Below are 25,918 nucleotides of genomic sequence, written 5' to 3'. Positions count from 1 at the left end.
ACATCATGTTAAGCCGGAACGAAAGACGTATGTTGGGAAAGGAGAATGATGATGATAATAACTACGGCACCGGAAGGGTATGACCAGTACAGGGAAAACATACGGCATGGCAACATTGAAATGGTGGAATATTTCTCGGCAACGGTAGGGAATTCGCGCAAAACCATGGTGTATACTCCACCCGGATATTCCGTTGAATATACCTATAATGTGCTTTATCTTTTGCATGGGATCGGTGGAGACGAAGCCGAATGGCATAATCATGCCAATCCACAAGTGATTCTCGACAATCTGTACGACGATAACAAGCTTGAACCGATGATTGTCGTTTTTCCTAATGGCCGCGCAATGCCAAACGACAGGGCTGAGGGAGATCTGTTTGATCCGGAGAAAATAAAAGCATTCGAGACGTTTGAGTCCGATTTACTTCACGATTTAATTCCTTTTATTGAATCGAATTACCATGTACGGACGAAAAGGGAGAACCGGGCAATTGCAGGATTGTCCATGGGCGGAGGCCAGTCTTTAAATATCGGATTGAAAAATTTAAACCATTTTGCCTGGATCGGTGCGTTCTCCGCAGCTCCAAACACCAAAGCCCCGGAGCTGCTTCTCCCGCATCCATCAGAAGCGTCATCGCTTCTTCGATTGCTCTGGTTGTCCTGCGGTGACCAAGACAACCTCAAGCAAATCAGCGAACAGATGCACGCTTATTTGGCACAGCACGAAGTACCTCATATTTGGTATGAGGAGAGCGGTGGACATGATTGGCCTTTATGGAAGAATGATCTGTATCAATATTCCAAATTAATTTTTCAATATTAAAAGAATTGGATAGACAAACCTTGAGATTTCACCAAGAAACAGACAAGAACAAAAAGACAGGAGCATTCCTACTGTGGCTGAGACAGGGGAGCGCTTTTGTCTTTTTGTTCTGGTTTTGACAAGGTATATGAAGACGAAGATCCCTTTTTTTAAGCTTACGATTGGTTCCTACTTTAATGCAGCTGTGAATGTGGTAACACTCTGGGCAGGAAGTTGAGCAGTAAAAGAATTGTTAGTGATGTTAATGGAAGATCCGGCTGCCAGATTTCTTGTGCTGTCCGTAATCCAGGAAGATACGGTTGAGGCGTTCCCGTTTTGCAATACGAACTTTTGGTTTACAGCGGAAGTACCTCGGTTGATTGCTACGATAACCACCTTGTTATCTCCTTTGTATGCAGAGATAAACGTTTGGGTATCCGGATTTTTCGTCGCCTCAACTCTTACAAAGCCTGGGCGAACAAACTTGGAAAAATGGGCCATGTTATATCCCCGCTTGCTAATAGTGCCATCCTCTTTCATGGGTCCGTATTGTCTACGAATATACCACCACACATACGCCTGGAAATCTGCCTCTACCATTGCATTATGGATGTGATAGGAGACATCCAGCGCTTCTGGCCAATTATCTGCTGAGTTCGCATTACTATTAGGGTAGTATACCTCCGACATCCAAAGTTCCTTGCCAGCACCTTTTTGTTTAAAAAGTGGGTAAGGGAAATTGTTAAACTGTGTACCATACGTATGTGCACCCAGAATGTCCATGTTTGCTAAAGCTTGAGGATCATTCAGTATGGGGTCTGACATTTCTTTCAAGTAAGAGAAGGATTCTGGCGCCATTACTTTTGCTCCTGTAATGGAGCCTGCATAATCTTTCATGAATCGAAGCATCTCCTGAGGTGTCCACCATGTCCAATCATGCGCATAATCCGGTTCATTTTGCACGGAGATTGCATAGAGATTAACACCGTTGGATTTCATGTAAGAAACAAAGTCGTTAAGATGCTGGGAATACGCTGCATATTTGTCGTATTTAAGGCGCTTGGCTGCAGTGTCTCCATTACGATTGAATGTTTCCACCATATCACTTGGGGGATTCCATGGTGACGCAAAGACGATCGCCCCCAGCTCGATGGCTCGTTTCGCGGTAGGCACTTCTTTATACCAATTGTTTTTGTTTTCATCAATATACACACGCAAAATCGAAAAACCTAGCTGATTTTGTCCATTACCGAATGCCGTATCTCTTTGTGCTGATGTCAAATCTCCAATCCAGGCCGGATGATTGATTCCCCCAAATCCCTTGATAAGCTGCTTTTCAGAGGACAAGTTCACAGTAACATCGCTGGCAGCCGAAGCCTGAATTGGAGTTAAGATCAGCGGCAAGGCAGTCAGGATGGCCAACAGAATACTAATTGACTTCTTTAATTTGAATAACAACACTACACTCTCCTCTAAACTAAATTTTTCAACCTGAACAAGCAAGCCTAGACTTATTTTGAGACCTATTTTGGGCCAATCATTTTCTTGTATCACCTTCTTTTTTTTACAAAAACATATAAAAGATATGGAATTATTTATATGTTTTTGTAATGTTATGAATTTAATTCTACGGGAATAAATAAGAGATTTAAACCGGACAGATTCCAGTTTTTGAGCACAGAAGAGAGATTGATTGTTGTTCTGATCAGGTATGATTTGGCTATAATAGTTCGTTTCGAGCTGAGAAGCTTGTTACAAGCATGTGCCAAAACAGGCTTAATGCTGGCGTAACCAGTTTATTACGATGTCTTACTGCATAGATCGTTCTAACCGGAGTCCAATCGGGAATAGGGCAGGCTTTGAGTTCTCCTTTTTGCAGCTCCTGAATAATGGAGGCTTCAGATACCATGCCAATACCAAGATTAAGGCGAACAATGGATTTCAATGCCTCGGAACCGGATATTTCAATGGCGTGGGTGAACTGGACCCCATGTGCTTCCGCCCATTGATCAATCAGCGTGCGACTGCTTGAGCCCTCCTCATGAGCAACGAGCGGATATGCCTGCAAATCCATGGGGTGAACGATACTTTGGCGAGCCAGCGGATGCTCGGGATGGAAAATAATGACCAGATCATCCTTCATCAGTGGTTCAAAGATCAGATCCGCATCATCCGGGGAAGTATGGGAGATAACGCCCACATCCAATTCGAAATATTTTATTTTCTCCATTATGTAGCGTGCCGGTTTTACATCAAGACTCAGGAGCAGATTATGCTGCTGTTTGAAATCGGATAACAAGGATGGAAGCATATATGTGGCGGGTGTATGGGTACTTCCGATCAGCAATCGACCAGTTTCGGAGCCCCTGTGGTCGTCCAGAGTGCGGAGCATTTCCTCGTTCAGGGCAACAATCTGACTGGCATAGTGGTACAGTGCCTTGCCAGCTTCCGTCAATTTGATGACATGATAGGTTTTGGTATGAAACAGGGCAATCCCGGCGTCCTCCTGCAGTTTGTTCAAATGGAATGTCACTGTCGGTTGTGTAATATTCAGCTTATGTGCGACTAAGTACAGCTTTTGCAATTCCACGACGTAGACAAACACCTTCAATTGCTGCAAATTCATCCGTTAACGTCTCCTTTTGGCCTAAACATTGATAATATCTATATTATCATATAATACATTAATATCATTTAAATTAGCGTTTACTTTCCCCTAATATGAATCTCCAATAATAGCTTTAGGATGAAGATAGATTCAACAAGCAACATATTTGAGGGGGAGAATGATGAATAACATTTGGCGAAAAAGATTAAGCGGAATGAGCTTGCTGCTCGTACTGGTTACGGCAGGATGCGGAGGAGGAACGATAACAACAGGGAGTGGATCATCTAACGGCGAAACTGCCGCACCGGTCTCTTCTACAGCTGAAGGCAGCAGCTCACTTGCCCAGGAGGACACAGGTGAGACCATCTATTTATATGGGAATGACTTTGTGGATATTGTGGCACCTGAATTTGCCAAACAGACCGGATACAAAATAGAGGCTGTACATTATGGCGGCGGAGAGGCTCTGGCCAAAATTGAAGCCGAGCAGGGCAATCCACAGTGGGATGTTGTCATGATGGACGGTCACGGATCGATTCGCAGCCTGGCAGACAGGGGATTTCTGATGACGGACTGGACTCCTGATCATATCGGTAACCTGACCGAATACGGCTCCTCGCTGGTTCCCGAGGACCACGCGTATACTCCAATCAGTATTCATGCATCTGCGGTTATCGCTTATAACACCAACCGTCTTACCAAGGAGCAGGCGCCGAAGACCTGGGATGAGTTTTTTGAATATAAGGGCACCGCAGGTCAGGCTGATCCGGCGGTTGCGGCACCTGCATATCCGCTCGTTTCTGCACTGTTTTATAAGTGGGGCATTGATCAGGGAGAGCAAAGGTATGCACAAATGATGGGCAATGGTCTCAGAGTTTATCCCAAAAACGGTCCTCTGGGCAGTGCCCTTGTCTCAGGGGAAATCGATATTGCAGCGCTCCAGGAGAGCAATGCTTATGACCTGAAGTTATCGGGAGAACCCGTTGAACTGGTCTGGCCGGAAGAAGGTGCACCGGGAAGCTTACGTGTTGCTGCCATCAGCAAACAGACCAAGAACCCTGCCGCTGCTAAGGCTTTTGTAGAGTTCATGCTTGAACCGGAAACGCAGCAGATGTTAGCTTCCCTCGATTCATCCGACAGCTTCTTTACCCCATTGGTAAAGGGAGTAGAAGCGAGGAAGGAACGCGAGACGAATGCAACTTTCATTCTTCCGCCAGCTGAATGGGCCGCCGAACACGAGGTACAGATCAAAACCTGGTTTGCTGACCAGAACGTAAATTAAGAGGAACAACCTATGAAAAACTCTGGAACACGTTGGGGAGTCGGCGTAGCGCTTCTGTTATTCATCATAATTTTTCTGCCGCTGCTTGCGGTTCTGTTGAACGCGATATTGCCCGGCTTGTTTTTTGGCAACATACAGTTTCAGGGCTTCGGACTACTCGGAGAGATATTTCACCGACCCTTGTGGCGACAGTCCTTGCTTAACTCCGTGTGGCTTGGGATAGGAACTGCACTTCTGGGCACGTTGATTGGAGCCTCGCTAGCTATGGTAAGGGCGCGCTGGAACTTTGCATCAGGGCGTCTGCTGGATGCCGGAGTCTGGCTGCTGCTCATCGCGCCTTCGTTCATGCTGGCTCAAGGATGGGTGCTGTTTGCTGGTGCTGACGGACTTGCCAGCCGATTGCTCGGTATGAACTGGGTGACAGCTGCTCTGTTTCAACCTTCCGGGCTTATGGTCATTATGGCCCTGAGCAAATTTCCGCTGGCTTATCTGACGGTTCTTGCTGCAACGGAATGGAATGTCAGCCAATACGGACATGCTGCCCGTTTGAATGGCGCTCACCCATGGACGGTATGGCGCACGGTGGAGTTACCACTTGCGGCTCCTTCCATTGTAGCGGGAGCTACGCTGGTATTTATAGATACTGTCGGTGATTTTGGTCTGCCAGCGGCATTGTCCACGGTCTACCGATTTCCTACACTGACATATTCAATCTATTCTGCCATCTATCAATCTCCTGTTCGTTTTGATATGGCCGGAGTACTTGCTTTTTATCTGGTCGTCCTATTGGCAATGGCCATGACTGTTCTGCTATGGTCTCTGCGCAGATCCAGGTTTGATTTCTTGAATGCGAGAGCGGTCAGAATGATTAAGGTTAGACCGAAGAGCACACTGTTTCTGAATGGAGTAACCATTGTATTTTTAATGATGAGTATCGGCATTCCGGTGGGAAGCAGTCTATGCGTTTCCTTGATGAAAAAGGCTGGTAACAAATTGGTTTGGCCAAATTTGACCCTTGATCATTATTTTTCCCTGTTTGCAGCGTCCTCTACGGACCACAAGCAGCTCAGTTTTTTTGAAGGCATGCTCCATTCATTGACGATTGCTGCAATCGCAGCAGGCATCAGTATCATCATTGGATTCATCGTGGCTTATGTCCTTACATTTACGGAATTTAAAATGAAGGGCTGGCTGCAGTTATTCTCGATCATATCGCTGGCTGTGCCGGGGATTGTGATGGGAATCGGTTACATTTTTGTCTGGAATCAAAAGTGGCTGGAGACATTCAATCTGCACCTCTATGGGTCTCCCTCGCTGCTTGTGATCGCAGTTATTGCAGGTGCTGTTCCATACGCCGTACGTGTTCAGTTGGGCTCTTTCGGCACCATCTCGTCCTCTATCCTGAATGCCGCGGCAGTGCAGGGAGCAGGAACATTGGCTCGAATGCTGCACATTGTTCTTCCCTTGGTACGCAGATCATTGCTGCTTGCCGTCCTGACGGCCTTTGGCACAAGTGTATTCGATCTTGCTTTGACTTCCATGCTGCAGCCGGCCAATTATGTGCTGATGCCGCTTGTGATTGATCAAGCCTTTGAGTTTGGTCGTTATGGGTATGCAACGGCAGCAACTGTTCTGAGTGGAGGGATGGTTCTCCTGATCATTGTACTCATTCAATTTACAGGAGAGGCCATATTTAAGTGGAGCGATCGTCGAGAGAGAAACAGAACCAAGATTCAGGAAAGGCATACCCATACGGTACAACAAGGAGGCTCACCATATGAATTCAATTCTTAAACTGGAAGGGGTGCACAAGTCCTTCGATAAACAGGTTGTACTCAGGCCGATGTCTTTTGCCCTGAATCATGGGGAGAGGATCTGCATTCTCGGACCTTCGGGATGTGGAAAATCCACCCTGCTGCAACTGATTGCGGGACTGTTAAGAGTGGATGGAGGAAGCATTGAAATGGATGGTAAAAGCGTGGACACCAGACATCAGTACATCCCTCCAGAAAAACGTCCGGTAAACATGGTGTTCCAGGATTATGCGCTGTGGCCGCATATGACCATTCGCCAGAATATCGAGTACGGTATGAAACGCGGCAAAATCGGCTCCACTGTTCGTAATCAGCGAGTGGATCGACTGCAAGCGATGCTGCAGTTGGACGGGCTGCTGGACCGTCTGCCCTCCCAATGCTCGGGTGGGCAGCAGCAACGCGCCGGAATGGCGCGTGCACTGGCAACGGAACCTTCCATACTGCTTATGGACGAACCGTTATCCAATCTTGATGTGAAGCTGAGGACTGAGATGCGAAGTGAATTGGGGAGACTTTTGTCGGATCTGGAAACCACAGTGCTCTATGTTACCCATGACATGCTGGAGGCTTTTACTTTGGCTGACCGGATTTTGGTGCTTCGTGAAGGACGAATTGATCAGTTTGCCGAACCTCAGCAATTATTTACGCGTCCGGCAATGCCTTGGGTTGCCCGCTTAATGGGATACCATAATCGAATTAACGGGATCTATACAATAGGAGCATCATCCGTCATGATTGCAGGCCGGTGTATTGCAGGGAGGATGATAGATCCAGGACTTGGCGGACAGGCAGCCATTATTATGCTTCACCCGGAGCAATTAAAGCTTCGAGCAACAGACGAGGAAGGAAATCATAATGAGATCAGGGGTACGGTTATACAAACCATTTTTGAAGGCATACACTGGAGAGTAATTATCGCAACAGAGGATCATCAACGTATTCATGCGTTTCATGCTGAACCTCTGGAACTGGGCTCGGCATGCTGGGTTCAATGTTCCCCAGAGCAAACGATGATCTATCGGGGAGGAGCACACACGGAAGATGAGTAGACTGCTGGCCGTGTCTGATATACACGGACATGGACATCTTCTGAAGCAGCTGCTGGCTGCTTCAGGTTATAATCCTGACAAGGACTGCCTCGTTTTGTTGGGAGATTACGTGAATAAGGGGCCGGATTCCTGGGGAACGCTCCAGCTGGTGCATGATCTGACCCAAAAAGGTGCCATTGCCTTACAAGGGAATAATGAACGCAAGTGGCTGCGTTCCATGCCTGATTCAATCCCGGCAAGCCATGATGAGATCGCAAATGTCCGCAAATTTTTGGATCAAATGCCGTTATGGTATATATGTGATTCCTATTTGTTCGTACATGCTGGTATTCGTCCTGGAATTCCGCTAGACCATCAAACCGCTGAAGATCTGACCGAGATCAGACAGCCCTTTTTTGAAAGCCCGGTTAACCCTGAATATACAATTGTATTTGGTCATACCTCGACGTACCGCTTTCTTGTTCCGCCGTGGCAAATATGGATTGGAGCAGGCAAAATGGGGATTGATACTGGAGCCGGTCACGGATATTATGTCAGTCTGATCGATCTTACACATCGCTTGCAATGGTACATTTCTGTCCATTCTCCATCGACTGTCAGATGTTCTGTCATCCCCGGCTCATCCGGGGGACTGGAAGACAAGAGCATATATTCATAGACTGCAAAACAAAACAACCGTTCCTGACGGCTTATATTTTCCTTGTGGGCGTTATAAAAAATCGATTTGATTTTATGGAACATAATTGAAGGTATTCCAATAAGGTTGAAGAATACCCTAATAGAAATAGAATATAAATTATAAAGGGGAATGAAATGCGTAAACGTCTTACTAAAAATATACCGATATGGTTCCTTTTTGTCACGATCGTGGTATTTATTCTGCTATGTATTAATTTTGTTGAAATGAACACTAGAATTAATATGCTTGCAATGGTAATTTTGAGCATTGCTAATACATTTCGATTGTGGAAGAATGAACGTCAGTTAGCTCTGATTTTTCTGTTGCTAAGTGTTCTGTGTACGTTCTTTCTTATCAAGTCTTTAGTTTTATATTGATTGAGGAACAGGAAATAGTCATTCGTGATATGATGGAAAGTCTAAAAGCCGATAAACACCACTGCTTCTGTGTGTTTATGGGCTTTTCTTAAACGTTTTGAGATTACTGAGTTCTAGTTCTAATACTTTATTTTTGATGCAACATTCTAAAGAGTCTAAGTTGGAAGTTGAACAGGGAATGAAAATATTTTGACATTCTGATTTAAATATCGTAATATTACGATATAACGATTCAGGAGGGGTAATTTTGAATACTGAAGCTTTTGATAGCACTAATCTAAAACTGTTCGACGAGCCTGCTAATTTACTGAAAGCTCTATCTCATCCGATTCGTCTGTGCATTGTGCGCGGGTTGATGCGAAAAAAGAAATGCAATGTTTCATATATGCAGGAGTGTCTGGATCTCCCGCAATCAACAGTGTCTCAGCATTTGCAGAAGCTACGCAGTGCAGGTATTGTAGCGACTGAGCGCAATGGCCTTGAAGTAAATTATGTGCTTGCCGACCAACGGATTGAACAGATGATACCTATTTTGTTTGGAGAGGAAGATTGTGAATCATGAGCAAAAAAGTACTGATTGTAGGCGGAGTAGCGGGTGGTGCATCAGCAGCTGCCCGTCTGCGCCGTCTGGATGAACATGCCGAAATTATCATATTTGAAAAAGGACCCTATATATCGTTTGCCAATTGCGGCTTACCTTATTATATTGGTGGCTCGATCGAGGATCGAGAACGTCTGCTGGTACAAACGCCTAAAGGTATGGCTGATCGCTTTAATATTGATGTACGTACTCGAAGCGAGATCGTCGCTGTTGATCCGCATACTCGTACAGTTCAGGTAGAAAGCCAGGAGCGTGGTCGATATGAAGAAAGCTATGACGAATTGATTTTGTCACCAGGTGCCAAGCCAATCGTTCCTGATCTGCCGGGTAAGGATAATCCACTGATTTATACGGTGCGCAGCATTCCTGATATTGATCGGATCAAGAAGCAAATAAGTTCGTCTAACAACGCATCATCAATTGTTATTGGTGGAGGATTTATTGGTGTTGAAATGGCAGAAAATTTGAAGGAAGCCGGGTTGGATGTGACGTTGGTAGAGGGGAATGGTCAGCTGCTCACCCCATTTGATGCTGAGCTGGCAGCAGCCTTGGCACAGGAAATGGAGCAAAATGGGGTAAAGCTGCTGTTTTCCCAGCGTGTTCAGGGCTTTCGTTCACTTGAGCAGGGAATTGGTGTCGAGCTTGTTGATGGTCGTGTTCTGACAGCTGACATGGTTATTCTTGCAATCGGTGTAACTCCAGATACAGCTTTTCTGAGAAATAGCGGAGTTTCCCTGGGAACACGTGGACATATTATGGTGAACGATGCACTCGAAAGCAGTGTGCCACATATCTATGCTGTTGGCGATGCGATCGAAGTAACTGACACCATTCATGGCACAAAGACAGCTATTCCGCTTGCTGGACCTGCCAACAAACAGGGACGCATTGTTGCAGATCGTATTGCCGGACTAAGCTCCATCTACAAAGGAACACAAGGGACAGCCATTATTAAAGTGTTTGGAATGACCGGGGCAGCTACAGGCAGTAATGAGAAAACACTAAAACGTCTCGGCATCGAGTATCGAACTGTAATCGTGCATCCTGCATCTCATGCATCGTATTATCCCGGTTCCAGCGCGATTACGCTGAAACTGCTGTTTACACCGACAGGTAAAATTTTAGGCGCACAAGCAGTTGGTTATGACGGAGTGGATAAACGGATTGATGACATTGCTGTAGCCATTCATTTTGGGGGTCACATCAGTGATTTGACAGAGCTTGAGTTGAGTTATGCGCCACCGTATTCCTCTGCAAAAGATCCGGTTAATATGGCTGGTTATGCAGCTGAAAATATCATGGCAGGGCGTGTTGAAACGTTCACCTATGATCAGCTATCTGAACGCCAGCCGGAGCAATCAATACTGCTGGATGTACGCAGTGAGCTGGAGCATCGCAATGGGAATATTCCAGGTTCAATAAATATTTCAGTGGATGAGCTTCGTCAGCGTTTAGATGAATTAGACCCAACCAAAGATATTTGGGTATACTGCCAGGTTGGTCTGCGTGGATATACAGCTTCGCAAATTTTGCGACAACATGGCTTTAAGGTGAAAAATCTGAGTGGAGGTTATAAAACATACCGCCAAGCGCAATTTCGGCCCGCTCCAATTTCTACCGGCAACGACGTAAATAATGACGGACAAGATCAGAACAATAATTCGAAACATGCTGTAGTAAAGGAAAGAGAGCTTCCCAACCCAACCTCTGCACAGCCACAGCGTATCGATAACGAGTTGAACGTGTGCGGTTTAAGTTGCCCCGGCCCGCTGATTCAACTCAAGCAGAAAATGGATCAACTATCGAATGGAGAGACCCTGCGGGTGAAAGCTTCCGATCCAGGATTTTATGAAGATGTGAAAGCATGGGCAACCATGTCTGGCTCCTCACTCCTACACTTGGAACGATCCAAAGGCGGCACTATTGAAGCTGTTATTGCGAAGAATATCGCGCAGCCCGTATCTTCAGCTATGGAAACTCCTAAAGAGGAGCCTGCCAGCACGATGGTTGTCTTCAGTGGTGATCTGGATAAAGCGATTGCTTCTCTTATTATTGCAAATGGGGCAGCAGCAAGTGGACGTAAAGTAACCATGTTCTTCACTTTCTGGGGATTGAATATTATCCGTAAGCATCAGCCACAGCCTGTATCCAAAACAATGATCGGCCGCATGTTTGACATGATGTTACCGCGCGGCAGCCACAAGCTTGGCATGTCCAAAATGAATATGCTCGGCGTTGGTCCGAAGATTATCCGCAGCGTTATGAAGAATAATAATGTTGCTTCTCTGGAAGAACTGATGCAGACCGCAACTGCGCAGGGAGTTGAGTTTGTCGCTTGCCAGATGTCCATGGATTTAATGGGGATTCAGCGTGAAGAATTAATGGATTCGGTTAACATTGGTGGAGTGGGTTATTATCTGGGGCAGGCAGCTCAGGCAAATCATAATCTATTTATTTAAAAATCGGTGTATTAGTAAACCATTCAACTGTTCAGTGACATGTATTATCTTAAAAAGATAAAAGGCAAAAGCCCCTTCGTTTCTGAAGGGGCTTTGTTTCGTTTATTACATTACCTTTGGACGAAACGTAGTGGGCTGTTTATGCGGGCTCAGTCGAGCTAGTGCTTCCTTCATTTTTAGGTTCCATCAAAAGGATATGACATTCCTTTTCGGCGGAAGGTTTGATCTCGAGTCCCCTCTGGACAATAAACATCTCATCTTTGAATATTCTCACCTGACCATCACAAAAATCAATGATCATCTCGCCTTCAATCACGAAAAATAACTTATCGGTTTCGTGATGAACATGCCATTCATATTCCCCGGCAATTTTAACGATTTTAAATTGATAGTCATTCATTTCACCTATTAATTGGGGGGACCAATTATCGTTTATTTTAGATAGTTCCTCGCTTAGTTTAATCGCTTGATAATGAATAATAATCCCTCCTTGTTGTACCTTCAGTATTCTGATGCATACGCAATTCAAGACATGATGATGTTGTTTCCTTGGTCTACCATAAGTATACGGATTTAATTTTGGATATAAAATGGATGCCTGTTGAAGTTAGCATGGATTATTGATGAACTTCCGTCGATATTCAGTAGGAGAAAAGCCAAATTCTTTCTTGAACACTTTACTGAAATAAAAGGGGTCAGCGATTCCAACCGTTTGTGCAATTTGCTGTACTGGCATATCGCTTGTAAATAGCATTTTTTGCGCTATGTTAAGACGGTGTTTTAATAGATATTCTGCCGGTCCTAACTTGAAAAGGAATGTGTGCAAAATGTTCTGCTAACTGATTCACGTCTATTTTCACGTTGCGTACCTCATTTCGATAATAGGTTGCTGATGATTCTGCGATTTATCCGGGTATAACTCATCTTACATTATTGATAACGATTATCATTGTCAACTTATAAAATGAAAAAACACATCACTTGGGTAATTTTAACAGGGAATATGAGGACACATCGTCGAATACGTAAAATATGTTGGTCGCCTTGTGCCTATTTACTGTAAATGAGGCAAACCATAAACTTCGAGGAACGTTTTTTTCTTCTGATCTTTAAGCAAGTTAATGTATCTTCCCAGCCAATAGAACGTAATAGAAGTAACTATTCTGATATCGAGGTGATTAAATGAAAGCTGTAAGTAAGTTGCTGGTCCTATGTATGATTCCTCTATTATTGTCTGCCTGCTTACACAACGCGGAAAGTAACCACCCGACCATTAATTCGGAACTGAGTCCTCCAGTTGAAATTTCATTGGAAGAGGCGGAAGCTAGAACCCCGTTTGAAATCCAACAACCGTCAGTGCCTTTCCAAGTTACTCAAAAATCAGCAAGGATTTTAGATACCAATGGTAAATTTGATGCAGTAGAAATCACGTATGCCAATCCCGATGAAGGATTGAACCTGATCATTATGATTACAAACTCACAGGTTGATACGCCTCCGAATGGAAAGAAAGGTCTAAAATTATCTAATGGTTCGCAAACGTGGGACCAAGGGGACGGACATGTAAGTGCCGTCTATTGGAGAAACGAGGGGTTAACTTACTCTCTTGTTTCAGGGAAAAATAACAATCTTGAACCGTTATACGATTACCAAACATTAATTGAAATAGCAAATACAATAATATGATTTTGATATGCTGAATGGTTATGGTAAAGGGGAGATCGATGTTAGAACGGATGATTAATGATGGTAGCCAATCAGGTCACACCTCATCTATAGTTAAATAAAATCAAGAAGGCAGATGATCAAACGTGATCGAATGCCTTTTTTTGGTTCGTCGAAACTACTTTTTAAAGTTTTTTATTTACAAAGTAGTTTCGTTATTGTATATTCAGGACATAAAAAAGGTGAATTTTTCCATAAAATCATTTAGGTATGGGGGTGTAGGAGACAAACAACAATCCAATTGGAATTTTTGATACTCCGTACAGAGCGACTACAATTGGTATTATGCTGGTTCTGACAACTGTAGCTTTTGAGGGACTGGCTATCACGACAATTGCCTCGAAAATGGCACAAAGCTTGCAGGGCATTCATTTGTACGGTTGGATTTTCAGCGCATTTTTGTTATCGCAGCTTGTAGGAACCTTGGTCATGGGTCAGCAGGTTGACAAGCGCGGCGTTTTTACATCCATGCTTGTGTCGTGTAGTGTTTTTGTGCTAGGTACCATAGTTGCGGCTGTTTCTTTGAATATGGATATGCTTATTGCAGGAAGAGCCCTTCAAGGGTTTGGAGCGGGAGCTTTGATCACATGTGTTTATACCTGTGTAACATTACATTATCCAGATGCTCTTCGTACTCAAATCTTAGCTGCATTCTCCATGGCATTTGTTCTGCCTTCGTTAATCGGGCCTTATGTGGCAGGGCTTATTGCCTCCTATATCTCTTGGCGGTTTGTTTTCTGGATCGTTCTACCCTTGCTTGTATTGGCAATAAGTCTCACATTTCGCTCTTTTCGTGATCTGCAGCTTCGTCAAGCTCTGACTGGTTCAGCCCAAACAGCCAACTCGAAGATTATCCATGCGATTTTACTTGCCATTGGAACGGGATTGTTACTCACAGGGCTCGGGATGATAACCGATTGGAAAGGAATAGTACTGACTTTTGGTGGGTTATTCATCATGATCCCGCTAATGCACAAGTTGCTTCCAATAGGCACTTTCACGGTGGAAAAAGGGTTGCCGGCAACTTTGGTTTCCAGAGGGCTGTATGTTGCTTGTTATTTTACAACGGAGAGTTTTGTGATCCTGGCACTGACCGAAGTGAAGGGGTTATCATCAGATCTCGCGGGCCTGCTTGTTGCAGCAGGGTCTCTGAGCTGGTCCGCAGCAGCGTGGTTGCAAGCCAAGCTTGATGCACGAGATTATGGTCATGGCCGAAAGCGCAGAGTTATGGTGGGAATTGGGATTATGGTCGCTGGAACTATACTTGTGATCCTAGCCCTTATCTTTTCAAGCGGTGGAATTATACTCATCCTAATCTCACAAATGATTACGGGGTTCGGTGTTGGATTGGCCAACCCTACAACTGCGGCTATCGCTTTACAACATGCCGAGTCTGGGAAAGAGGGAGCAATGTCCGCGGATCTCCAATTTGTGGATTCCTTCTATATGGGTGTAAGCATTGGAGTTGGCGGTGCTCTAATTGCTTTGTCCGAAACTTTACAGTGGGGCATATCGACAGGCGTTTTGATGGTGTTAACGCTCCAATTACTCTTTGTTTTATCAAGTTTCTTAGCATCCTTAAGAATTACGGAACTTGTTCATCAAAAACATCATTCATTAAGCGATGCGAAGGATTCGCTTCCCATGTAATGGAAAACGGATACATCGCAAAATACATCATGAAGAACGGGGGTACTTATTGAAATTGGGAGGTGGAAAAGATGGCACGTGTGTTGGTTGTAATTACTCCGGCTGAAGGCCATGTGAATCCGTCGTTAGGATTAGTTACTCAGTTGAGGAACAATGGCGAGGAAGTTGTCTATGTGTGCACGGAGGAGTACCGTTCCCGAATTGAACAAAGCGGAGCCCAGTTAATTACCTATCCATTTCCGCAAGATGCCTTCTCGCATGATCCAGTACTGAAGCCACAGGAGTACAAGCATTCTTATCAATTCATTTATATGATGGTAGGCGGTATCATTCGGAGGGTGATCCCCGCTGTGCTTCGAGCGATAGAACATCAAAAGTTCGATTATTTGATCTTTGATTCCCTGATGGGCTGGGGTGGGACTATTCTTGCCGAAAAGCTGGGAATTCCAGCGGTGTGTTCGATTGCCTCCTTTGCTTTCGCAGAGCCCTTAGGTTCTGGCCAAGATTTGAATGAGAAGGATGATGCCGATACGATGGAACTGTATGAGGCCACGATGAAGATAACGCGTGAGTTGGCCCAAGAGTTCCAAGTGAATATTCCAGCCATGGAAGAGATTCCGGCACATGCAGGTCGGTTAAAGCTCGTGTATACAAGCCGTTATTTTCAGCCGCAGGCAGAAAAGCTGGATGATAGTTTTATTTTCACGGGTCCTTCGATCATACCGCGTCAAGATGCTCCGACCTTCTCGTTCGAGCTGCTTCGTGAACGTTACCCGCAAACGGTGTACATTGCCATGGGAACCATTATAAATAAAAACCTGGATTTTTATCAGCTTTGCTTTGAAGCATTTGGGGATTTGCCGGTGAATGTTGTACTATCTTCTGGAAAATACACCGATATGGAGCCACTGGCTGATCGAATTCCAGATAATTTTATCGTCAAGCCATACATCGCACAGTTGGATATGCTGCAGCATACGGATGTTTTTATTACACATGCCGGAATGAACAGCACTAGTGAGGCGCTTTATTACAACGTTCCATTGGTGATGATTCCATTAACGTCGGATCAGCCTCTTGTAGCCAGTCGGGTAGAGGAGCTGGGCGCGGGTATCACTTTAGATAAGCATAACCTCACCACAACTGGTTTGAGAGAGGCATTAGCAGAAGTACTAAGAAACCCTCTTTATAAACAGCAGGCTTACCTCATCGGCGAATCTTTACGGCAGGCCGGTGGTTATAAGCGAGCCGCCGATACAATTATGAATCATTTTGCTAAGGTCTAATCTTCATATTCCATAATCGTATATAGTACCATTCAAAGTCGCTGAATTAGCGGCTTTTTTTGCTTTAAGGAACCAAGTTATTGTCCCATAATAAACAAGAAAATAGTGCAAAAGAGTACTTGATATTACATGAAATTCAAAAGTTTTATCTTTAGGACAAGACTTATCTTAATAATTTTCTCCACGATAATAGCGCTCCAGTTTGTGATCCAGATGAACGAGCTGCGCTTTTTTCTGCTCGATATCTTCCAACAGCTTTTGCCTTTGATCTTGAATCAGTTTGGTTCTTTCAGGCAGAGTTGAGGTTCCTTCATTTACCTTGTCATAATACGTTTTAATGTCCTCCACACTCATCCCCGTTTCGCGAAGACATTTGATAAAAACCAGCCAATTCAGATCATCTTCCGTGTAAAGACGGTTATTCTGCTCACTGCGCGCAGCAGGCTTCAACAGGCCCTTTCTTTCGTAAAAACGTATCGCCCCGACAGCGATATCGACTTTCTTCGCTACTTCTCCAATTGTTAACATGCTAACCCTCTTTTATCAAAATTTATGGTTGACCTACACTAAGTGTAGCATAGTAACTTATACATTGTTAATGAAAATCAAATTAGAGAAAAGAGGATTCACATGAAAAAAATCGCTTTTGTAACTGGAGCAAATAAAGGTATCGGATTTGAAATCGTTAAGCAGTTAGGTCAGGCCGGCTGGAAAGTCCTCCTTGGTGCACGCAGCGCTGAACGGGGGGAAGCGGCTGTTTCCGAGTTAATTTCCGAGGGGTTAGACATAGAGTTTGTGCAAATCGATATGAGTGACTTGGAAAGCATCAAAAGGTCGGCCGATACGATTACTAAGGATTATCCGGACTTCAAACTTCTGATCAATAATGCGGGTATGCCTGGTGCTTTCTCGCGTTCATTTACGGATACCAAAGAGGAGGATCTGAGGAACGCTTTCGAAGTCAACTTTTTCGGAACCTTCCGTCTGAACCAGCGTTTGTTCCCGTTAATCAAAGATAACGAAGGCACAATCGTTAATGTATCGACCGACATGGCTTCGCTGGATCATATGCAAAATACGGGATTTACTTTAAACGCATTTGACTATAATTCATCCAAAACCGCCAACAACGCCATGACAGTTTCGATGGCATATGAACTCAAAAGCAGCAGGGCTCAAGTATTTGCGGTAACGCCTGGATTCACATCAACAGACCTTAACGGTAATGCCGAAGGCGGTAAATCAAAAGAAGCAGCTGCTGCGATAATCGTGGGTTATGCGACAGATGGCAAACATCATAACGGAGAGTTCTTGGATGAGAAGGGCGTGTACGCCTGGTAATGCAGATCTGCAAAACGATGGTATCGTAAAATACGTTGTTACTCGTTAAAAAACAGACGTATTAAACCGGGTACTCGCTTGGGGCACCCCGTAATACGTCTGTTCTTTTTTTAATAATGAAGAGATATGGGACGACATATGGAGTGGTCTTTATTTTAAAATAACCAAATATTCTTCCCAAGGTCCCACCTCCGAATCGTTTCTTTTGGCCATTATCCAAACGATCTTTGCGATGTGTGTTAAATCATGATCAGCCCATGCAGCAATTCATTCGTTATGAAGTGATCAGTCAATTAACCACTCCGATTGGAGAATGGCATACTGATACTCGTCCACCCAGTTTCCTTTTGACATGTAATTTTGCAACATATGCCCTTCACGCCTCATGCCTAAGCGTTCAAGAACGCGAATGGATTTGTCATTCCGTACATCCGTAAATGCAATCACCTTGTGTTTGCCCAGTGTTTTAAAAATATAATCCAACAATGCCTTTAGCGCTTCATGGATATATCCATGCCCTTGATGCTCAGGTGAGAGAGTGAACCCAATCTCTACAATTCTCGGTTCATTAAGGGGTGTATGCAGAGCGCAATCTCCAATAAGCAGATCCGAATCCGCTAAGGCAAGAGCGAATTGAAACCATGTACCTGGCTGATTAGGAGTGTGGTTCATTTGCTTGTCAACAAACAATTCGGCATCCTCATACGAATAGTTCTCCCAGGATTGGAACTGGGAAATGGTTGGATTTGCTCGGTACTCGTAGAAAGGCAGCGTATCCTGCAAGCCAAATTGCCTAATATGTAGACGATCTGTTACTGCATATACCTGTGACTTCTTCATATTTTCTATCTCCGTTCTGAATAGTAATTTAATTGGAGTATATACGCTTTTTTTTCTTTCTTAATAATATTATCTTACTAACACAGTAAATAAAAGTGAATGCAATAGAGCTTCAGTAACAGCTCTTCTCTTGTTATTCGCAAGCTAATGTTTTATATTGACATAATAGTAGGTCAAAAAAGAGGTGATCCGACGAGATGACTCCACGCACGAAAGAACAAAACGAAGAAATCCGGCTGCGGCGTCTGGCGCAAATCCGTAAAGCCGCTGCCGATGTGTTTTTGAATAAAGGGCCTTTAATGGAAATCCGAGATGTGGCCGCTCAGGCTGGACTCGGGTATGGCACGGTATATCATTATTACAGCAATAAGGGCGATTTGCTCAACGATCTCCTGTGGGACGCATTGGAGCGGGCCGAGGGATGGCCAGATGCCCCGAACGATTCGGCTTTGGGCGAGGAGCCAGCGAGTGGGCCCTTCGTCTTGGGTGCTGCCGTGCACAACGGGAATGCGATTGCGACGAATTCCAGCCGGGAAAGCCATGAAACGACCGCTTCCGCAGAACTTGGCCCCGTCGCGGCAGCCAGCGTCCAGTTGCTGCAGCTTTGGGCGGAGGACCACGCCCTATACTTGCTGCATAAGCTGGCTGTTGAGGGTTTTGCCTCGCTACCTGAAGCTCGATCAGCCACACTCTTGGCCGCTTTTCGGCATGAAGTGGTTGCGCCGTTTGCCGCGCTGGTGGACACCGGGCATGCGACGGACGGGGATGCCGCTTCCGGCGGAATAGCGGTGGAGCAGCCCTATGGACTGCAGCGCGCGGAAATGCTGCTGGCCGCCTTGGTTGGCTGCGCCTCGCTATCGATGCGTCGCGACAAGCTTCACGAAGAGGCGATGGATATCGTCCGGTTTTTAAAATTATAGGATGGATGAGGAGTGAATAAACAAAAGATGATCATTATAAAATTACCTAGGGAAATTGAAGAAATGAAGCCGGCGAGCCAAATCGTTGCGGACTGCTACCGCGAGGTGACCAAACTCATTGAGCCCGGCATCACCACGCTAGAAATCAATGATTTTGTTGCCAGACACATCACCAAGCTGGGTGGCAAGCAGTTTACGAAAGGGTATAATGGTTTTCCCGCCGAAACCTGCATTTCGATCAACGATGTCGTAGCCCACGGCATTCCCTCGAACCGGGTTCTTCAGGACGGTGACTTGCTGAAACTCGACATCGTCGCGGAATACGGAGGATGGTTTGGCGACTCGTGCATGAGCTATGCGGTGGGCAATATTCGGCCGGAAGCGCAAAAATTAATGAAGGTGACAAAGGAATGCTTGGATCTGGGAATTGCCCAGGCTGTACCCGGGGGCCGACTCGGCGATATAACGTCGGCGATTCAAAAGCATGCGGAAGCTCACGGGTATTCGGTCGTACGCGATCTGTTGGCGCACGGAATCGGTCGGAGCCTACACGAGGAACCGACCTATGAGCATATCGGCGTAGCCGGCAAAGGCATTCGATTAAAAGAAGGCATGGTGTTTACCATTGAACCGATGATTAACGAAGGTACGTTCCGTATCACGATCGACGAAGATCATTGGACGGCGAGAACGGCCGACGGCAAGTTGTCGGCACAATATGAGCATACGATCGCAATCACGTCGGATGGACCGCTGATTTTAACGGCTCAGTAATAAATTTATGAATCTAAGAAAACCGCGTTGTTATGCGGTTTTTTTATTATGACTTGGGTATCATGCCCAGGATAGCGCAATTGTTAAGTGATAATATCATTTAGTAATATAGAAGAATCTAGCCATACGTAATACTTAAGTTACATGGGGATTTCTTACAGGGAGGTTACTTACAATGCATTATGACGTAATCGTAATAGGAGCAGGTTCAATGGGGATGGCGGCGGGTTATTTTTTATCCAAGAGTGGGAAAAGTACATTATTAATCGATTCTTTTAACCCGCCCCATAACAAAGGCAGTCATCACGGAGAGACGAGAATCATTCGACACGCGTATGGTGAAGGTGAAAATTATGTTCCGTTGGCGCTCAAGTCTCAAGAATTATGGAATGACTTAGCAAAAGTGTCGGGAAAACAGTTATTTCTCCCTACCGGGGTTCTAAACGTGGGTTACGAGAAAACAGATTTTATCCAAAATATCATTTCAAGCTCAAAAACATATTCATTGCCACTTGAAATTTTAGATTCCATTGAAGTAAATAAGCGCTGGCCAGGCATCACTTTACCGAACAACTACATCGGCTGTTACGAACCAACTTCAGGAGTGCTGAAATGTGAGGAGTGCATCGAAGCCTATCGAGAACTCGCAGAGCAGAACGGAGCGACCATCATAACCAATAGCAAAGTAAAAGAAATCATGGTTCATGATCAAAGAGTTAACATCAAAACCGATGATCATACTTTTAGCGCAGATGCATTAGTAGTTTCGGCAGGGGCCTGGTCAGGAAGTCTTCTTTCCATGTTGGATCTAAATCTTCCTCTTAACCCTATAAGAAAAACATTTGCCTGGTTTGATACTAATGAAGATTTATATAATCATAAGGAGTTCCCAGCCTTTTCCTTCGAAACATCTAACGGACATTATTATGGTTTCCCAAGCATCGATGGTTCCGGATTAAAATTAGGCCGACATGATGGAGGAGATACAATCGATCCAGATGAAGCCATCCAGGGATTTGGTGAACTAAAGGAAGACACAACAGATTTAAAACAATTTTTACATCACTATATGCCCTCTGCACAAGAATTGAAGTTCGGTAAAACGTGTATGTACACAATGACTCCTGACGAAGATTTCATTATCGATACACATCCTAACTATCCTAACGTTGCCATTGCATCCGGTTTCTCAGGACATGGCTTTAAATTCAGCAGTGTAGTTGGACAGATTTTAAGTGATTTGATTATATCAGGGAAAACGGAACATAACATTTCTACATTTTCAATCAATCGATTTTAAGAATCCATTCAAGAGAATCTTTACGAGCTGCCCCTCGTATGCCGTGCGAAAACAATCTAGCGATAAAAAGATAAAAAGACCGGTCTTCTTTTAATAGAAGTTTGGTCTTTTTTGCATTTACAGAATATTAACACGATGCAGATACGGATTTGATTTTTAACCCGTAACATAAGTATTAGATGTGGGAACGGTCCCACATTCAGGGGAAGTGTATCACGCAAGTCATCAATATAACGGAATAATGAAAGGTGGTGCGGCGCAATGAAGCTGCTGGATCTGCAAGGATACGCATCTCCCGAGGATTCCAAAACACATATCCGCATTCCTTTTGAATTGGAAGAGGGCTGTGGAAAGCTGAACCTGCGACTACAATATACGCCGAAAACGCTCGAGAATCGGGAGAAGGCGCTACGGCTGCTCAAGGACAGTTACGATCTATACATTTTGCCGCAAAATCGGGAATACGCGATTGCCAATGCCGACCATCATCTCCCTCTGAAAAATCTGATCACACTCTCGCTGGATGATGCGCGGGGATACCGAGGGGCGTGCCACCGCCAAGACGAGGTGCAGGATCTATACGTATCGGAGGGAGAAGCTTCTCCCGGCCTAATGGCGGGCGAGCTGGTTCCGGGGCCTTGGAGCGTCACATTAAGCCTGCACTGCATCGTGACCGATACGTGCGCTTATCGGCTGGAAGTCTGGACGACAGAGGAGGACTCGATATGAAGTGGTTCGCCTGTGAACTGCATACGCATACGCTGCACAGCGATGGCAGTCAGACGCTGGGAGAACTGGCAGCGGGAGCAGCTAATCTGGGCTTCGACGCCATCGCGCTGACCGATCACAACACGATGTCCGGTTTGAGCGGCAAAGCAGAAATCGAGCAGAAATACGGACTACGAATCATCCCCGGCATGGAATGGACAACTTTTCACGGCCATATGGTGACGATCGGACTGAGCGCTTTTGCTGATTGGCGTCAAGCGAATCGGGATGGAATCGATGAGGGGATCGAGAACGTGCATCGCCTTGGTGGAATCGCTGGGCTTGCTCATCCCTTCCGGATCGGAAGTCCGGCGTGTACGGGTTGTTTCTGGGAATACGAGATTGGGAACTGGTCCGCCGTTGATTACATTGAAGTCTGGTCCGGCACGTTCCCTTCCATTCAGACGAACAATCGGCGTGCATTTGATCTGTGGACGGAGAAACTGAATGAAGGATATCGGATCGCGGCCACTTCAGGCAGGGACTGGCATGCGCAGGGCGAGACAGACGATCCGATCTCGGTGACTTACCTCGGCATCGAGGACGACGCAGTGGCGGGGAACGGGGATTCGACAGCCCTTTCGCTCCATGAAGAAATGCTTATCCAAGCGCTGCGAGAAGGGCGCGCGTCCGTAACGATAGGTCCTCTGCTGACCCTGACACTGGCCGCTGGAGGTGCAATCTATGCAATCGGCTCTACGTTTCCAACGGCAGACGAGAGACGGGAAACTGCAGAGGAGCCGATCCGGGCGAACTTGACGCTGGACTTCTCGGTCCGCACCGGACTGTGGTCGCTACCGAACCAGGTCTGCAAATTGAAGCTGTATTCCAATCTGGGCGAGGAGCTTAACCTTGAAGTTCCGTCTTCATCGGACGGACAGATGATGCAACTCGAAGCCCAACTGAGGGAGTCAGCTCCAGATATCCCCCGCAGGTGGATTCGCGCCGAGCTATGGGGAACCGTACGAGGAGCCCATGTGCTGATCGCCTTTACCAACGCGATCTATTTCGAAGAAGGAGGATACTCGCGATGAACAAATTCCCGCTGATCACAGCCCATACTGGCTGCATGAGCCATCCCGATCATTCTTTCGAGTCACTTGAGGCGGCGCTAAGACTTGGCGTAGATATTTACGAAGACGATATCCGTTCCACTCGGGACGGCGTACCGGTGCTCGCCCACGATGAAGATATCACTTTGGCAGATGGGAGCTGCGGCAGTCTTACAGAAATGACACTGAAGGAGTTGAACACCGCTAGACTAGCGCCCGTTCCGACGCTTCAGGATGTGCTTGAGCAGATACGCTCAGCCGGTAAAATGATGAATCTGGATATCAAAACAGACAGCGCTCTGGAGCCGGTGTCCGCCTTGATTGAACGGATGGGGATGACGGAGATGGTGTTCTTCAGCGGCTGCGAATATGAGACGGCCCTCCAAGCCGGTCGATACGCTCCAAGCATCCGCAGACTGCTTAATGTGAACATGCAAAGCTTCAGGAGTCTGAGCTGCGACGAGGCAGTGTTCAAGGCGTGTGCAAATGCTCACGAAGCCGGCTGCTTTGGGATTAACGTGCCGTATCAGGTCGTTCAGCCAGAACTTATGGAAGCTGTGCGGCGGAATGGTCTGGCTATCTACGTCTGGACGGTTACGGAGGCGGACGACATGCGGCGACTTGCACAGTTGGGCGTTGACTCGATAACAACCCGTGATCCGGCGAAGCTGATTGCTGTCCGGGAAGAGACGGATTTTGCAAAGGAGAATAGGGATTGGACAATAAGCTGAATCATAGTTTGCGGGAGCTGGCCCAACTGGCCGGTGTATCGAAATCGACCGCTTCTCGGGTGATCTCCGGAAACGGATATGCGAGTCCTGAAGTCCGGGATCGCGTCCTGAAGGCGGTCGAGCAGCTTCGCTACAAGCCGAGCGCCGTCGCCCGGGCGATGGTTGCCAAGCGTACGTACAACATCGGAGTCATCGTTTTCCGTGACAGGCTGCCGATTGTGTCCCACACGCTGTATGGCAGAATCATTGACGAGATACTGATGTCCGCTGAAGAGATGGGCTACTCGATTTTCCTGAAGACCGATAGGGAAATGTCGCTGCGCTCCACCGATTATATGCTGGAACAGCGTGTGGATGGACTCATTCTGGTCAGCCGGCTGCAGAAGAACGTCATCGATTACGTCAAAAACTTCAATATCCCTTATCTGATGGTGAACGGATCGACGGAAGATCCGGACGTCGTACATCTTGTGAGCAACGATGAAGCCGGTGGAGAACGAGCGGCACAGCATTTATATGACTGCGGACACCGCAAATTCTTTATCATCGCCGGACCGAGCGAGCATCGGAGCCACTCGCTGCGATTGGAGGGCTTCCGAAAGCGGCTTGAATCCCTCGGTGTTAGTTCTGAACAGGACGGGTTTACCATTGCCGAGTCGTCGGAATCAAGCTTCGATTCCGGTCGGAAGTTGATGGAGGAGCATTATGTGGCCTTCCGGGAGGGACGATACAGCGCTCTGTTCAGTACAAATGACATGCTTGCACTGGGGGCGATGAAGGTGCTGATGGAGCGCGGCGTCCGCGTTCCGGAGGAAGTATCCGTTATGGGCTACGACAATACCGAAGTGGCCGGCATGTACCACCCATCGCTGACTACCGTCAGCGTGGATGCGTCTGGTATCGGCCGAGACGCGGTATCGATTCTGGATCGCCTGATTAGCGGCGAGGGGAGCGTGCCGCGACTGATTGAATACGAAAGCGAAGTGATTGTTCGTCAATCGACGAATGGAAGGGAGGACGGAACATGTCTTGGTACTGGAAACACGTAGGTCCGAGAAGAATAATCGAATTTGTGTTGCTGACCGTGTTCGCCATTTTTTTCGCGGGTCCGCTGGTCAATCTGCTAGTGCTTGCCTTTAGTGAAAAGTGGAATTATCCGGATATTCTGCCCCAGGTATGGGGCTTCAAATGGTGGGAGTTCGTACTGGCGAAGGACGATATTGTCTCGTCGATCTCATTGTCGTTCCTCATTGCTACTCTGGTGACCTTGCTGTCCATCGTCGTCTGCATCCCAGCAGCGTATGCCTTCGCAAGACTCCAGTTTCCGCTGAAGCGGATGTTCCTGTTCTCGTTCCTGCTGACGCACGCTTTTCCGAAAATGGGGTTGTACGTCTCCATCGCAGTTCTTTTCTACCGGATTGGACTGATGAATACGCTGCTCGGCGTTGTGCTGATCCATATGATCAATGTGCTGATGTTCATGACCTGGATTCCGACCTCCGCCTTCCGCAACGTGCACCGGGCGCAGGAGGAATCAGCGCGGGATGTTGGGGCAAGCCCATTCAAAGTGTTCCGCAGCATTACCCTGCCAATGGCGATGCCCGGCATCATGGTCGCTTCGATCTTCACGTTCCTCAATTCGCTAGACGAAGCACAGGGGACGTTCCTGGTCGGTATTCCGGATTACAAAACAATGCCAATCGTCATGTACTCCATTATTTCCGACTTTCCGAGCAGCGCCGGAGCCGTATTCTCGATCATCCTGACGCTGCCGACCATTATTCTGCTGGTGGCAGCCCAGCGGCTGGTGAGCGCGGACGTGCTGGCGAGCGGTTTTCAAATGAAATAAACATGTTTC

Annotated in this window: 24 protein-coding genes and 1 pseudogene; 19 read left to right on the top strand and 6 right to left on the bottom strand. The window is 46.3% G+C overall.

The annotated features are described in order from the left end of the window. Positions 1–45: 45 nt before the first annotated feature. Positions 46–825, top strand: a complete 780-nt coding sequence (locus MKY42_RS18400) for an alpha/beta hydrolase-fold protein (protein WP_257031383.1) — start codon at positions 46–48, stop codon at positions 823–825. A gap of 168 nt (positions 826–993) precedes the next feature. Here MKY42_RS18400 and MKY42_RS18395 read toward each other — a convergent pair whose 3' ends face one another. Together MKY42_RS18395 and MKY42_RS18390 are read right to left on the bottom strand one after the other, a co-directional pair. Then, positions 994–2,262: a glucuronoxylanase gene (locus tag MKY42_RS18395; RefSeq protein WP_090899319.1), complete on the bottom strand. Its 1,269-nt coding sequence runs from the start codon at positions 2,260–2,262 to the stop codon at positions 994–996. 262 nt (positions 2,263–2,524) lie between these two features. After that, positions 2,525–3,430, bottom strand: coding sequence for a LysR family transcriptional regulator (locus MKY42_RS18390; protein WP_090899316.1), 906 nt, complete (start codon positions 3,428–3,430; stop codon positions 2,525–2,527). Between the two features lie 160 nt (positions 3,431–3,590). On the opposite strand from MKY42_RS18390, the gene MKY42_RS18385 reads away from it, so the two are divergent. The 6 genes from MKY42_RS18385 to MKY42_RS18360 all read left to right on the top strand — a co-directional run bounded on the left by MKY42_RS18385 (position 3,591) and on the right by MKY42_RS18360 (position 11,673). After that, positions 3,591–4,694 carry an extracellular solute-binding protein gene (locus MKY42_RS18385; protein WP_339843815.1) on the top strand — a complete coding sequence of 368 codons (1,104 nt, stop codon included), beginning with the start codon at positions 3,591–3,593 and terminating at the stop codon, positions 4,692–4,694. A gap of 12 nt (positions 4,695–4,706) precedes the next feature. After that, the gene (locus MKY42_RS18380) at positions 4,707–6,488 is read left to right on the top strand and encodes an iron ABC transporter permease (RefSeq protein ID WP_090899310.1); all 1,782 of its coding nucleotides are present in this window, start codon (positions 4,707–4,709) and stop codon (positions 6,486–6,488) included. Then, complete coding sequence (locus MKY42_RS18375; RefSeq protein WP_339843813.1) at positions 6,472–7,557, top strand: ABC transporter ATP-binding protein; 1,086 nt, start codon at positions 6,472–6,474, stop codon at positions 7,555–7,557. The genes MKY42_RS18380 and MKY42_RS18375 overlap by 17 nt, the downstream gene beginning before the upstream one ends. Next, entirely contained in the window at positions 7,550–8,215 is a 666-nt protein-coding gene (locus tag MKY42_RS18370) for a metallophosphoesterase (RefSeq protein WP_257031384.1), read from the top strand. Before MKY42_RS18375 ends, MKY42_RS18370 begins: the two co-directional genes overlap by 8 nt. A gap of 645 nt (positions 8,216–8,860) precedes the next feature. Beyond that, positions 8,861–9,175 (top strand): metalloregulator ArsR/SmtB family transcription factor, encoded by a 315-nt coding sequence (locus tag MKY42_RS18365; protein WP_090899301.1) that lies wholly within the window; start codon positions 8,861–8,863, stop codon positions 9,173–9,175. Further along, on the top strand, positions 9,172–11,673 hold the full coding sequence (locus MKY42_RS18360; protein ID WP_179264438.1) for an FAD-dependent oxidoreductase: 2,502 nt from the start codon (positions 9,172–9,174) through the stop codon (positions 11,671–11,673). Before MKY42_RS18365 ends, MKY42_RS18360 begins: the two co-directional genes overlap by 4 nt. 139 nt (positions 11,674–11,812) lie before the next feature. Here MKY42_RS18360 and MKY42_RS18355 read toward each other — a convergent pair whose 3' ends face one another. Continuing rightward, complete coding sequence (locus tag MKY42_RS18355; RefSeq protein WP_179265867.1) at positions 11,813–12,151, bottom strand: cupin domain-containing protein; 339 nt, start codon at positions 12,149–12,151, stop codon at positions 11,813–11,815. Positions 12,152–12,280: 129 nt separating this feature from the next. Continuing rightward, a pseudogene (locus MKY42_RS18350) lies at positions 12,281–12,493 on the bottom strand (helix-turn-helix transcriptional regulator); the annotation flags it as partial. 362 nt (positions 12,494–12,855) lie between these two features. On the opposite strand from MKY42_RS18350, the gene MKY42_RS18345 reads away from it, so the two are divergent. The 3 genes from MKY42_RS18345 (at position 12,856) to MKY42_RS18335 (ending at position 16,334) form a co-directional block, all read left to right on the top strand. After that, complete coding sequence (locus tag MKY42_RS18345) at positions 12,856–13,359, top strand: hypothetical protein (protein ID WP_090899290.1); 504 nt, start codon at positions 12,856–12,858, stop codon at positions 13,357–13,359. 324 nt (positions 13,360–13,683) lie between these two features. After that, complete coding sequence (locus tag MKY42_RS18340; protein WP_090899288.1) at positions 13,684–15,048, top strand: MFS transporter; 1,365 nt, start codon at positions 13,684–13,686, stop codon at positions 15,046–15,048. 71 nt (positions 15,049–15,119) lie between these two features. After that, positions 15,120–16,334, top strand: a complete 1,215-nt coding sequence (locus tag MKY42_RS18335) for a macrolide family glycosyltransferase (RefSeq protein WP_179264442.1) — start codon at positions 15,120–15,122, stop codon at positions 16,332–16,334. A 168-nt stretch (positions 16,335–16,502) separates the two neighbouring features. Here MKY42_RS18335 and MKY42_RS18330 read toward each other — a convergent pair whose 3' ends face one another. Continuing rightward, on the bottom strand, positions 16,503–16,862 hold the full coding sequence (locus MKY42_RS18330) for a MerR family transcriptional regulator (protein WP_090899282.1): 360 nt from the start codon (positions 16,860–16,862) through the stop codon (positions 16,503–16,505). 102 nt (positions 16,863–16,964) lie between these two features. Between MKY42_RS18330 and MKY42_RS18325 the strand changes: the two genes are divergently transcribed. Next, the gene (locus MKY42_RS18325; RefSeq protein ID WP_179264443.1) at positions 16,965–17,675 is read left to right on the top strand and encodes an SDR family NAD(P)-dependent oxidoreductase; all 711 of its coding nucleotides are present in this window, start codon (positions 16,965–16,967) and stop codon (positions 17,673–17,675) included. Positions 17,676–17,960: 285 nt separating this feature from the next. Here the strand turns inward: MKY42_RS18325 and MKY42_RS18320 are convergent, their stop codons facing one another. After that, positions 17,961–18,515 (bottom strand): GNAT family protein, encoded by a 555-nt coding sequence (locus MKY42_RS18320; protein WP_090899276.1) that lies wholly within the window; start codon positions 18,513–18,515, stop codon positions 17,961–17,963. A gap of 197 nt (positions 18,516–18,712) precedes the next feature. Between MKY42_RS18320 and MKY42_RS18315 the strand changes: the two genes are divergently transcribed. The 8 genes from MKY42_RS18315 (at position 18,713) to MKY42_RS18280 (ending at position 25,909) form a co-directional block, all read left to right on the top strand. Continuing rightward, positions 18,713–19,435, top strand: coding sequence for a helix-turn-helix domain-containing protein (locus MKY42_RS18315; protein WP_339843806.1), 723 nt, complete (start codon positions 18,713–18,715; stop codon positions 19,433–19,435). A gap of 27 nt (positions 19,436–19,462) precedes the next feature. After that, complete coding sequence (gene map, locus MKY42_RS18310) at positions 19,463–20,209, top strand: type I methionyl aminopeptidase (RefSeq protein WP_339852985.1); 747 nt, start codon at positions 19,463–19,465, stop codon at positions 20,207–20,209. A gap of 175 nt (positions 20,210–20,384) precedes the next feature. Continuing rightward, entirely contained in the window at positions 20,385–21,509 is a 1,125-nt protein-coding gene (gene solA, locus MKY42_RS18305; RefSeq protein ID WP_090899268.1) for an N-methyl-L-tryptophan oxidase, read from the top strand. A gap of 261 nt (positions 21,510–21,770) precedes the next feature. Then, positions 21,771–22,238, top strand: coding sequence for a hypothetical protein (locus tag MKY42_RS18300; RefSeq protein WP_090899265.1), 468 nt, complete (start codon positions 21,771–21,773; stop codon positions 22,236–22,238). Further along, the gene (locus MKY42_RS18295; protein ID WP_179264447.1) at positions 22,235–23,311 is read left to right on the top strand and encodes a CehA/McbA family metallohydrolase; all 1,077 of its coding nucleotides are present in this window, start codon (positions 22,235–22,237) and stop codon (positions 23,309–23,311) included. The genes MKY42_RS18300 and MKY42_RS18295 overlap by 4 nt, the downstream gene beginning before the upstream one ends. Further along, positions 23,308–24,060 (top strand): glycerophosphodiester phosphodiesterase, encoded by a 753-nt coding sequence (locus MKY42_RS18290; RefSeq protein ID WP_090899259.1) that lies wholly within the window; start codon positions 23,308–23,310, stop codon positions 24,058–24,060. Before MKY42_RS18295 ends, MKY42_RS18290 begins: the two co-directional genes overlap by 4 nt. Continuing rightward, positions 24,045–25,109 (top strand): LacI family DNA-binding transcriptional regulator, encoded by a 1,065-nt coding sequence (locus MKY42_RS18285; protein WP_090899257.1) that lies wholly within the window; start codon positions 24,045–24,047, stop codon positions 25,107–25,109. The genes MKY42_RS18290 and MKY42_RS18285 overlap by 16 nt, the downstream gene beginning before the upstream one ends. Next, a complete protein-coding gene (locus tag MKY42_RS18280; RefSeq protein ID WP_076289304.1) occupies positions 25,085–25,909 on the top strand; it encodes an ABC transporter permease subunit in 825 nt (274 codons plus the stop codon). Before MKY42_RS18285 ends, MKY42_RS18280 begins: the two co-directional genes overlap by 25 nt. Positions 25,910–25,918 lie beyond the last annotated feature (9 nt).

Origin of the sequence: Paenibacillus sp. FSL W7-1088, from assembly GCF_037969855.1 — a bacterium.
Classification (GTDB): domain Bacteria; phylum Bacillota; class Bacilli; order Paenibacillales; family Paenibacillaceae; genus Paenibacillus.
This window is presented reverse-complemented; position numbering and strand designations above follow the sequence as displayed.

Coding starts and splice junctions, on each gene's coding strand:
- MKY42_RS18320 (WP_090899276.1), bottom strand. CDS start 18,515: ATGAAGAAGTCACAGGTATATGCAGTAACAGATCGTCTACATATTAGG.
- map (WP_339852985.1), top strand. CDS start 19,463: ATGATCATTATAAAATTACCTAGGGAAATTGAAGAAATGAAGCCGGCG.
- MKY42_RS18335 (WP_179264442.1), top strand. CDS start 15,120: ATGGCACGTGTGTTGGTTGTAATTACTCCGGCTGAAGGCCATGTGAAT.
- MKY42_RS18325 (WP_179264443.1), top strand. CDS start 16,965: ATGAAAAAAATCGCTTTTGTAACTGGAGCAAATAAAGGTATCGGATTT.
- MKY42_RS18315 (WP_339843806.1), top strand. CDS start 18,713: ATGACTCCACGCACGAAAGAACAAAACGAAGAAATCCGGCTGCGGCGT.
- MKY42_RS18390 (WP_090899316.1), bottom strand. CDS start 3,430: ATGAATTTGCAGCAATTGAAGGTGTTTGTCTACGTCGTGGAATTGCAA.
- MKY42_RS18345 (WP_090899290.1), top strand. CDS start 12,856: ATGAAAGCTGTAAGTAAGTTGCTGGTCCTATGTATGATTCCTCTATTA.
- MKY42_RS18370 (WP_257031384.1), top strand. CDS start 7,550: ATGAGTAGACTGCTGGCCGTGTCTGATATACACGGACATGGACATCTT.
- MKY42_RS18360 (WP_179264438.1), top strand. CDS start 9,172: ATGAGCAAAAAAGTACTGATTGTAGGCGGAGTAGCGGGTGGTGCATCA.
- MKY42_RS18400 (WP_257031383.1), top strand. CDS start 46: ATGATGATGATAATAACTACGGCACCGGAAGGGTATGACCAGTACAGG.
- MKY42_RS18380 (WP_090899310.1), top strand. CDS start 4,707: ATGAAAAACTCTGGAACACGTTGGGGAGTCGGCGTAGCGCTTCTGTTA.
- MKY42_RS18290 (WP_090899259.1), top strand. CDS start 23,308: ATGAACAAATTCCCGCTGATCACAGCCCATACTGGCTGCATGAGCCAT.
- MKY42_RS18330 (WP_090899282.1), bottom strand. CDS start 16,862: ATGTTAACAATTGGAGAAGTAGCGAAGAAAGTCGATATCGCTGTCGGG.
- MKY42_RS18375 (WP_339843813.1), top strand. CDS start 6,472: ATGAATTCAATTCTTAAACTGGAAGGGGTGCACAAGTCCTTCGATAAA.
- MKY42_RS18300 (WP_090899265.1), top strand. CDS start 21,771: ATGAAGCTGCTGGATCTGCAAGGATACGCATCTCCCGAGGATTCCAAA.
- MKY42_RS18385 (WP_339843815.1), top strand. CDS start 3,591: ATGATGAATAACATTTGGCGAAAAAGATTAAGCGGAATGAGCTTGCTG.
- MKY42_RS18280 (WP_076289304.1), top strand. CDS start 25,085: ATGTCTTGGTACTGGAAACACGTAGGTCCGAGAAGAATAATCGAATTT.
- MKY42_RS18340 (WP_090899288.1), top strand. CDS start 13,684: ATGCTGGTTCTGACAACTGTAGCTTTTGAGGGACTGGCTATCACGACA.
- MKY42_RS18295 (WP_179264447.1), top strand. CDS start 22,235: ATGAAGTGGTTCGCCTGTGAACTGCATACGCATACGCTGCACAGCGAT.
- solA (WP_090899268.1), top strand. CDS start 20,385: ATGCATTATGACGTAATCGTAATAGGAGCAGGTTCAATGGGGATGGCG.